Genomic DNA, 9,230 nt, shown 5'->3' on the forward strand with positions numbered 1-9,230 from the left:
TCCGGTCCGGGTGTGTCCGGTGCTGGTGGTGGGGTGTTACCGACTGTGACCGGTCCGGCTGCATTCGGTGGTGTCGCACACCCTGCCACCGCCACGGGGGCTGGTGGGGGTTCTATTGGTGGGGTTGTTCTCGGTGGTGTCGGTGGCACCGGTGGTGGCCGTACCGTGTCGGGTGCATCGTCGGGTGGTGTGGGTCGTGGGGTGTCGGGTTCGGTGGCCGGTGTCCGGGGGCCTGTTGGTTCGGGTGTGGGGCCTGGTGGTGTGGGCCGTGCCGGTGTGCCCGGTGGTGGGGTGGGTCCGCGGCCTGGTGGGGCTGTTTCGCCTGTGGGTACAGGTGCTGGGGGTCAAGTGGCATCCGGTGGTGCGCAGGGTGCGGGTGTGGGTCGTGGTGGGGTGGCTGGTGGTGTGCCGATGGGTGGGGTTGGTGGTGGTCGTCGGGATCAGAAGAAACCGTCGTCGGTGTTGTCTCAGGTGGAGCGGTCGGGGAATCTGGAGAAGATCCTCGGCCCGGCGCCGTTGACGGTGCCGCCGGTGATTGGTGACTGGGCCCGGAAAACCCCACCAAACACACCCCAGGGGTGAATGACGTCGCCTGTGGTCGGGTACAGGATGCGTAGCTTGTCTCGTTGACTGTGGCCGACCCGGAGTGCATCCGGCTGTGACGTCGAATCGGTTGTTGTCGCCGGTGGTGCCCGGGCCTCCAGGATCATGGGGCGCCGGTTGCCATCGGCGTCACAACCGCGACGGAACAGAAGCATTTCGACCAACCACACAGCTCAGGTGAACCGAGGTTTCACTGCTGACACCCGGCCGATGGGGCACGCACAGAGAAACACCGCCTCGGCTGTATGCATGAGGCGGTGTCCGCGGTGATGAATCTCGTTCCGGGTCAGGAGTCCTTCACGGTCTCCTTCTCGTCGGATTCCTTGTTCTCTCCTCCTTTGACGTCGAGGTCCCCGTCGACGACGACGTTGCCCGAGATGACGATGTTGCCGTCCTCGTCGTATTCGTAGGCGAGCGGCGGCAGTGGGTTCCCGTCTGCGTCATAGCCGGGCGCGGGACGGTTCTCCTGCTCGGCGAGCTTCTCCGGGGAGTCGGTCTGTTCCCACTGCCTGGTGAGCATCTTCGGTTTGGCCGCGGCGTCGTCAATCATGCCCTTCATCAGGGAGTACATCATCACGAACTGCATGATGAAGAACGGCAGCGCGACGATGATGACGACCTGCTGCAGGGTCTCGATACCGGTGTCGGGGCTCATGATGAGCAGCGCGCCGGCGACGGCACCGATGGCACACGCCCACATGATCCGGTAGTAGACGGGTGAGGAATCCTCTTCGCCGGTAGCGAACATGTCGGTGACCATCGCTGACGAGTCGATTGAGGTGATGAAGAAGATCACGACGATCGCTAATGCGAAGATGCTGACGACGCCAGTCGCCGGGTAGTAATCGAGGAACGTGAACAGAGCGGCCGCGGTGTTGCCTTCTTCCACGACGGGGCCGACGAGGACACCGGGATCGAGCGCTTCAACCTCGAAACCGGCGCGACCGAAGATCGCGAACCAGATCACCGAGAAGATCGCGGGCAGGCAGATCACACCGGCAATGAACTCACGGACGGTGCGCCCCTTGGAGATACGGGCGACGAACATGCCGACGAACGGCGACCAGCAGATCGTCCACGCCCAGTAGAAAACGGTCCAGGAGCCCTGCCATCCGGGATTGTTGCCGAATGCATCGGTGTAGAACATCATGCCGGGGGCATTGTCTACATAGATGCCGAAGCCCTGGACGGTGGAGCGGAGCAGGGTGAGTGTCGGTCCGGTGATCAGGACGAAGACCATCAGGACGACGGCCATGGCGATGTTCACGTTGGACAGCACCTTGATGCCCCGCTCCAGGCCACTGGCCACGGAGATCGAGGCGATCAGGGTGATGAATACGATGATGCCCAGTTCGACGAGGCCCATTACCGGGACGCCCCACAGCATGTTCATACCGGCGTTGATCTGGAGGGTCCCCAGGCCCACGGACACCGCGATACCGAACACTGTGCCGACGATGGCAAGGACGTCGATGAGTTTCCCGGGCCACGAATAGATCCGGGCGCCGAGGACGGGAGCGAACACGGAACTCAGGCGCGGGGGCAGCTTCCGCTTATAGATGAAGTATCCGAGAGCCAGCCCCGGGAGTGCCATGATGACCCACATGTGGGCACCGAAATGGTAGAAGGTGAACGCCATCGCCTCGACGGCGGCCTCCTGGGAACCGGGTTCGACATCGGCCATCGGCGGGTTGGTCATGTGGTGCAGTGGTTCGGCGACGCCCCAGAACATGAGGACAGCACCGATGCCGCCGGCGAACAGCATCGCGAACCAGGCCAGCACGGAATGCTCGGGTTCGTCATCGTCATCACCGAGGCGCATCCGGCCGAAGTGAGAGACGAATACCCCGAGCAGGAACACCACACAGATGGACACACCACCGATGTAGAGCCAGCCGAGGTCAGTGAGCAGCCAGGTGGCTATCCCCTCAAGGGCTCGACGCGCATTCTCACCGAAGATGACGGCGGCCGCGACGAACGCGACGATGATCCCTCCGGAGAGGAAGAAGATGAGGGGATCCGTTTTCAGCCACCCGAAGAAAACGTTATTCTCGGGGCTTTCTTCAGTGGACTGTTCAGGTGGGGTGGTCTGGGCTGGTCCGGATTGTCCGGGCGACTTCATGGATCACGCCTTCGTCGGTGGCTGATAGGAACGCGAACCAGATTAGGAACATCATTCGCCATTTGCCGAATCACCGCCTTAGCCACCCCCAGACGTGGCTAACATCCATTATCGCAGTACACAGCGTTATTTGAGGTGTGGATATGCAGCCCTCACGAGCCCTACCACCGGCCGAGCAACGCGGAAACAGCGACAATTACCGGCACCGACACCATGGTGGAGATGACCGCCGCGTCCCGTGCCAAACCGGTGGTGACACCGTATCTGTCCGCGTAGACGAACACGTTCTGCGCCGTGGGTAACGCCGCTAGAACGGTCACGGTGAGCAGCATCGCCTCATCCAGACCGAGAGCGACGCCGAGAAGACAGGCGACGACCGGGTGCACGATGTTCTTCCCCACCACCGCCACCGCCAGCGTGCGGCGGGACACGGTCGCCGAATCCAACACGCGCACCGTCGCGAGCGACATGCCGAAGGCAATGAGGGCCACCGGGACCGCTGCACCGGCGAGCAGAGACACAGCCCCATCGACGGGCCCTGCGGGCCGCCACCCACAGGCATTCGACACTCCTCCGGCGAGAGCCGCCACAACCACGGGGTTCGCCAACGCCGACCGGATCAGAATCCGGGGCGACAACCCCCGGCCCCCGGTCAATGACTCGAGGAGCGTCAACGTGAGCGGACCGTAGAACCCGACCTGGAAGAGCAGCAGCGGTACGACGGCGGCAGCGTCCCCAAGGACATGGACCGCCAGGGGAAGACCGAGATTCGCCGCGTTGCAGTACGACGACGACAGGCCTGCGATGACCGCCGCCGGGCCGGACACACCGGGAAGGAGCCGGGTGAGGGAAGATACCCCGACCCCGACGATAAGGGCAGACACGGCGCTCACCGCCGAGGACGGTGCCATGATCGTCGACCAGTCCGCCACCGCCACCCGCCCGAATACGAGGGCCGGCAGCGCGACGAAGAAGACAAAGCGGTTGAGTACTTGCGGGGCGTTCTCCCCCAGAACCCGGAGTCTGCCGACGAGCGCGCCGACGGCGATGACGCCGAACACCATGCTGAATCCAGCGGCCACGTCAGTCACCTGCCCATTGTTGCACCGGCACCCCGAGATACATACCTGTCCTGCAACAGGGGCGGTATCGGTTGCCCGGAGCGGAGGCGCTACCCTGTTCGTCATGGATGTGACCCACCTCAATGATCGGATTCGTCACGGGGCGGCGACGACCCTGGTGGCAGCCGGGACGACGCTCGCGCTCGCGGGGTGTTCCGCCGGTTCGACGGCCACCCAGACCGCGGCCATCGAGGACAGCGGCGCCGTCGTCGTCGCGGTCTCCGGGACACCGGCGACGCTCGACTTCACCACCACCGGCGGGGCGGCGATCCCGCAGGCGATGATGTCGAACGTCTACGAGACGCTGGTGCGTATCGACGATGACGGCCACATCATCCCGTGGCTCGCCACCGGGTGGGAGGTGTCCGATGACCGCACCGTCTATACGTTCCACCTGCGCGAGGGTGTGACGTTCGCCAACGGGTCCCCGTTCACTGCGGAGACGGCGAAGTTCTCCATCGACAGGGTGCTCTCCGACGCCTGGACCAATGGCCTGAAGAAACTCATGTCCCCCGTGACGGATACCCGCGTCGTCGACACGCACACCCTTGAGGTGACGCTGACCGCGCCGTCGAATCAGTGGTTGTTCGCCATGGGTACCTTCGTCGGGGCGATGATGACTCCCGATGGTGTCGATGCTCTGGCGACCGATCCCGTCGGCACGGGCCCGTACACCGTCACCGACTTCGCACTCGGCCAGTCCATCTCCTTCGCCGCCCGCGATGACTACTGGGGCGAGCCGCCGAAGAACGCCGCCGCAGCGATCCGCTACTTCGCGGACGCCGTAGGTGCGACGAATGCGCTCCGCTCGGGTGATGTCGACGCCGTCTATTCCATGCAGTCCCCCGAACTGCTGGACACGATCACCGCTCACGGCGGGTACACCGTCGAGGTGGGCACCACCAACGGTGAGGTGCTGCTGTCGATGAACAATCGACGAGCCCCCTTCAACGACGTCCGGGTCCGTCGCGCCGTCATGTACGCCATCGACCGGCAGGCCGTGATCGACACCGCGTGGGACGGGTTCGGCACCGACACCGGCGGGGCCCCGGTCCCACCGACCGACCCCTGGTACCGGAAATCCGAGCGCTACCCCTACAATCCCGACAAGGCCCGGAAACTGCTCGCGGAGGCCGGGATCGACGGGACGAACAACCGGGTCGTGATCTCGGTGCCGTCGCGCCCCTACGCCAACGCCGTGTCGGAGATCATCGTCTCCCAGTTGCGCGACGTGGGGCTCGACGCCCGGATCGAGTCCACCGAGTTCCCAGCCGTCTGGCTGCAGAAGGTGTTCAAGCAGCACGACTACGACATGTCGATCATCCTGCACATCGAGGCCCGCGACATTCCGGCCCTGTTCGGTGACCCCGAGTACTATCTCGGCTTCGATTCGCCGGAGGTCCGCGAGAACATCGCGCGCGCCGACGCCGGGACCCCCGAGGAGTACATCGAGGGGATGCGCGCGGCGGTGGACACCATCATGGAGGAGGCTGCGGCCGACACTCTGTTCAACTATCCGAACATCGTCATCACCGCGCCCGGGGTGACCGGCGTCAACGCCGACGCGGTCGACGATGCACTGGAACTCGCGACGATCAGTGTGGAAGAGGAGCGGGACTGATGCTCATCACCCTCGGCAGGCATGTCCTGCGCTACCTGGCAGCGATCTTCATCGCCTCCGTCGCCGTGTTCACGCTCATGCGGGTCGTCCCCGGCGATCCAGCGGCCGTCGCCCTCGGGGTGAGCGCGACCCCGGAACTCATCGCGGCGAAACAGGCTGCCCTCGGCCTGGATCAGCCGTTGATCAGTCAATATCTCTCCTGGATCGGTGGCCTGCTCCGGGGTGACTTCGGGCTGTCCCTGACCAGCGGGCAGGACATCTCCCCTCTGGTGATCGACCGCCTGCAGGTCAGCCTCATCCTCGTGGGGACAGCGATGCTGCTCGCCCTCGCCGTCGCGATTCCGCTCGGCACCTGGGCCGCGCTGCGCCACCGGCACGCCGACGGCATCGCCATCACCGCCGTCAGCCAGGTCGGAATCGCCGTCCCCAGCTTCCTCGCGGCGATCCTCCTGGTCAGCGTGTTCGCCGTGCGCCTCGGCTGGGCGCCCGCCAACGGCTGGGTGCCCCCGGACCAGGGCGTCGGGTTGTTCCTGCAGCGGCTGGTGATGCCGGTGTGCGCGCTCGCCGCAGTGCAGAGCGCGATCATGACGCGCTACGTCCGCTCCGCCGTGCTGGAGATCCTCTCCGAGGACTTCATCCGCACCGCCCGCGCCAAGGGGCTGTCCCCCTGGCAGGCACTCACGCGCCACGGCCTGCGCAACGCCGCGCTACCCGTCATCACCGTCACCGGTGTGCAGTTGGCGTCACTGGTGATCGGCGCGGTCGTCATCGAGCAGGTCTTCGTCATCCCCGGCCTCGGATCGATGCTTCTCGACGCCGTGAGCACCCGCGACCTCACCACGGTGCAGACCATAGTGATGGTCCTCGTGTTGTTCACCCTCGCCGTGACGATGCTCGTCGATCTCCTCGCCACAGCACTCGACCCCCGGACAGGACGGTGAACACCGTGAACGGACTCACCCGCACCCTGCGCAGACTCCCGATCCCCGGAATGATCGGACTCGGCATCGTCACCCTCGTCGTGGCCCTCGGCCTCATGTCCCTGATCTGGACGCCCTACGATCCGATCCACGCGATTCCCGCCGACCGCCTCGAAGGCCCGTCCCTGCGGCACCTCATGGGCACCGACCGATACGGGCGGGACGTGTTCTCCCGGATCATGGCCGGCTCCCGCATCACGCTGCTCGTCGGGCTCGTGGCCGTCGGTATCGGCGTCCTCGTGGGCACGCCGCTCGGCGTCCTGGCCGGAATGCGGCGCGGCTGGGTGGAAACGATCGTGCTCCGCGGGGCCGATCTCCTGCTCGCCTTCCCCGCGCTGCTGCTCGCCATCGTCGCCGGCGCGATCTACGGCGCCTCGACGGTCTCGGCGATGGTCGCCATCGGTATCGCCACCGTCCCCGGATTCGCCCGCGTCACCCGCGTCGGAACCCTCCAGGTGATGTCCCGCGACTTCATCGCCGCAGCCCGCACGGCCGGACGCTCCGGCCCCGCGATTGCGTGGCGGCACGTTCTGCCCAACATCACCGGCATGCTCATCGTCCAGGCATCCATATCCTTCGCCCTGGCGATCCTCGCCGAAGCCGCGCTGTCCTTCCTGGGCCTCGGTACCCCACCCCCCGACCCGTCCTGGGGCCGGATGCTCCAGTCCGCCCAAGCATCCCTGGGGTCCGCCCCGATGCTCGCATTCTGGCCCGGTCTCGCCATCGCCGGCACCGTCCTCGGATTCAACCTGCTCGGTGACGGCCTCCGCGACGTGTTCGACCCGAAGACGAGGAAACGCTCATGACCCTGCTCACCGTCACCGATCTCGGCGTCGACACGCGACGCGGGGAAACCCTCATCGAACAGGTCTCCTTCACCATCGATTCCGGCGAACGCGTCGGACTCATCGGGGAATCCGGCTCCGGGAAATCACTCACCGCCCTCTCTCTGATGGGTCTACTACCCGACGAGCTCTCCGCGCATGGTGAGATGACACTCGACGGGGAAACCGGGAACCTCATCGACTACCCGGACCGCCGGATGCGGGCACTCCGCGGCAGGCGGGTATCCATGGTGTTCCAGGAACCCATGACCGCCCTGAACCCGCTGATGACCGTCGGCGCGCAGATCGCCGAAGTGATGACCCACCACGGCACCGTCGACTCCGAGGCCGCAGCACGCGACCGCACACGTGAGCTGCTCGCCGACGTCCGCATCACCGACCCCGAACGCATCTACAGCGCCTACCCGCACCAGCTCTCCGGCGGGCAACGCCAACGCATCCTCATCGCGATAGCCCTTGCGAACGATCCCGACCTGCTGATCTGCGACGAACCGACCACCGCCCTCGACGTCACCGTGCAACGCCAGATCGTCGAACTGATCCTCGAACTCGTCGAGCGGCGCGGCACCGGCCTGCTGTTCATCACCCATGACCTGGCACTGGTGTCCGGGGTGTGCGAGCGGATCCTGGTCATGCGCGACGGCCACCTCGTCGAGAGCGGCACCACCGAGCACATCCTCACCGACCCGGCCCACGACTACACGAGGGGGCTGCTCGCGGCCAGTGACCTCGACGCCCGCGACCCCGACGGCCACCTCTACACCGTCGAGACCGCCACCACCGGCGACTACCGGCCCGGACACGTCCACAAAGCGCCCGCCGTGCCTCCCATCGGCGACGTCGTGCTGTCCGCCACCGGGGTATCCCGGACTTACCTCGGCAAACGGCGCGGATTCCTCGGCCCCCGGCGGCACACCGAAGCACTCAGGGACGTGTCCCTGGAACTCCGACGCGGACAACGCCTCGGGATCGTCGGCGGCTCCGGCTCCGGGAAAACAACCCTCCTCCGGATCCTCGCGGGCCTGGACTCCCCCACCACCGGCACCGTCACCCACGCCGAACGCGCACAGGTGGTGTTCCAGGACCCCATGGGCTCACTCGACCCCCGCATGCGCATCGGGGCGATCGTCGAGGAACCACTGCTCGGACTCGGGCTATCCGGTGAGGAGCGGCGGACCAGGGTCGCTGAGGTGCTCGGCGAAGTCGGGATCGGTGCCGACGCCGTCAACCGCTTCCCGCACGAATTCTCTGGCGGACAACGCCAACGCATCTCCATCGCCCGCGCCCTGTCCGTGAAACCCGACGTGCTGTTCGCCGATGAGGCGGTCAGCGCCCTGGATGTTTCCGTCCGTGCCCAGGTACTCAACCTGCTCAGCGACCTCGTCGCCGACTACGGGTTGGCCCTGTTCTTCGTCTCCCACGACCTCTCCGTCATCCGCCAAATGTGCTCCGACGTCCTCGTACTCAACCACGGGGACGTCGTCGAGGCAGGCCCGGTCGATCGCATATGGGGTAACCCGCAAGCTGACTACACACGGGAACTGCTCGCGGCCGTGCCGAGACTGGTGGGGAGGTGAGGTCACCCGGCGGGCACCTGTCAACCTCGGGGTAGTGCGGTTTGTTGTTATCTGGAGCTGCAAGTACCGGGCCCAACCAATGCTGTGCCGTTGTTCTTTGACCAGGGTGACGCCTTAGAACTAAGTAAAGCGTCCCTCACGATTCGTAGGCCTCAGTCGAGCCTTCTGATCCCGCATGTTCCTCACACCTCTATGTCAGCAACATCCCAGCCTGCACTCTACTTCTTGAGCACGAGGAACCTGGGACGGGGTTGCCCGGGGGTGTGGGTGGGGTTGTTGGTTTTGCTGTGCTCAGTAACCTGGTGTCATGTCTGATATCACACGGTCCCAGGGTGGTGATCCGGTCGACCCGGATCAAAAC

Annotated in this window: 7 protein-coding genes; 4 read left to right on the forward strand and 3 right to left on the reverse strand. The window is 65.6% G+C overall.

The annotated features are described in order from the left end of the window. Positions 1 to 467: 467 nt before the first annotated feature. The 3 genes from JDV76_RS00010 to JDV76_RS00020 all read right to left on the reverse strand — a co-directional run bounded on the left by JDV76_RS00010 (position 468) and on the right by JDV76_RS00020 (position 3,816). Positions 468 to 758 carry a hypothetical protein gene (locus tag JDV76_RS00010; protein WP_198734846.1) on the reverse strand — a complete coding sequence of 97 codons (291 nt, stop codon included), beginning with the start codon at positions 756 to 758 and terminating at the stop codon, positions 468 to 470. Positions 759 to 889: 131 nt separating this feature from the next. After that, positions 890 to 2,725 carry a BCCT family transporter gene (locus JDV76_RS00015; RefSeq protein ID WP_198734847.1) on the reverse strand — a complete coding sequence of 612 codons (1,836 nt, stop codon included), beginning with the start codon at positions 2,723 to 2,725 and terminating at the stop codon, positions 890 to 892. 161 nt (positions 2,726 to 2,886) lie between these two features. Then, positions 2,887 to 3,816, reverse strand: a complete 930-nt coding sequence (locus JDV76_RS00020; protein ID WP_198734848.1) for an AEC family transporter — start codon at positions 3,814 to 3,816, stop codon at positions 2,887 to 2,889. A gap of 94 nt (positions 3,817 to 3,910) precedes the next feature. On the opposite strand from JDV76_RS00020, the gene JDV76_RS00025 reads away from it, so the two are divergent. From JDV76_RS00025 to JDV76_RS00040, 4 genes are read left to right on the forward strand one after another with little or no spacing between them, the layout of a single operon-like run. Next, positions 3,911 to 5,467 carry an ABC transporter substrate-binding protein gene (locus JDV76_RS00025; RefSeq protein ID WP_198734849.1) on the forward strand — a complete coding sequence of 519 codons (1,557 nt, stop codon included), beginning with the start codon at positions 3,911 to 3,913 and terminating at the stop codon, positions 5,465 to 5,467. Further along, positions 5,464 to 6,408: an ABC transporter permease gene (locus JDV76_RS00030; protein ID WP_376993082.1), complete on the forward strand. Its 945-nt coding sequence runs from the start codon at positions 5,464 to 5,466 to the stop codon at positions 6,406 to 6,408. The genes JDV76_RS00025 and JDV76_RS00030 overlap by 4 nt, the downstream gene beginning before the upstream one ends. Positions 6,409 to 6,458: 50 nt before the next feature. Beyond that, positions 6,459 to 7,253, forward strand: a complete 795-nt coding sequence (locus JDV76_RS00035; protein ID WP_198734852.1) for an ABC transporter permease — start codon at positions 6,459 to 6,461, stop codon at positions 7,251 to 7,253. After that, a complete protein-coding gene (locus JDV76_RS00040; RefSeq protein WP_198734851.1) occupies positions 7,250 to 8,869 on the forward strand; it encodes a dipeptide ABC transporter ATP-binding protein in 1,620 nt (539 codons plus the stop codon). Before JDV76_RS00035 ends, JDV76_RS00040 begins: the two co-directional genes overlap by 4 nt. The last annotated feature ends 361 nt before the right edge of the window (positions 8,870 to 9,230 follow it).

The organism is Corynebacterium marambiense (genome assembly GCF_016342275.1).
Lineage (GTDB): Bacteria > Actinomycetota > Actinomycetes > Mycobacteriales > Mycobacteriaceae > Corynebacterium > Corynebacterium marambiense.

Excerpts from the sequence above, each read along its gene's own strand:
- JDV76_RS00010 (WP_198734846.1), bottom strand. The coding sequence starts at position 758 with ATGCTTCTGTTCCGTCGCGGTTGTGACGCCGATGGCAACCGGCGCCCC.
- JDV76_RS00015 (WP_198734847.1), bottom strand. The coding sequence starts at position 2,725 with ATGAAGTCGCCCGGACAATCCGGACCAGCCCAGACCACCCCACCTGAA.
- JDV76_RS00025 (WP_198734849.1), top strand. The coding sequence starts at position 3,911 with ATGGATGTGACCCACCTCAATGATCGGATTCGTCACGGGGCGGCGACG.
- JDV76_RS00040 (WP_198734851.1), top strand. The coding sequence starts at position 7,250 with ATGACCCTGCTCACCGTCACCGATCTCGGCGTCGACACGCGACGCGGG.
- JDV76_RS00035 (WP_198734852.1), top strand. The coding sequence starts at position 6,459 with ATGATCGGACTCGGCATCGTCACCCTCGTCGTGGCCCTCGGCCTCATG.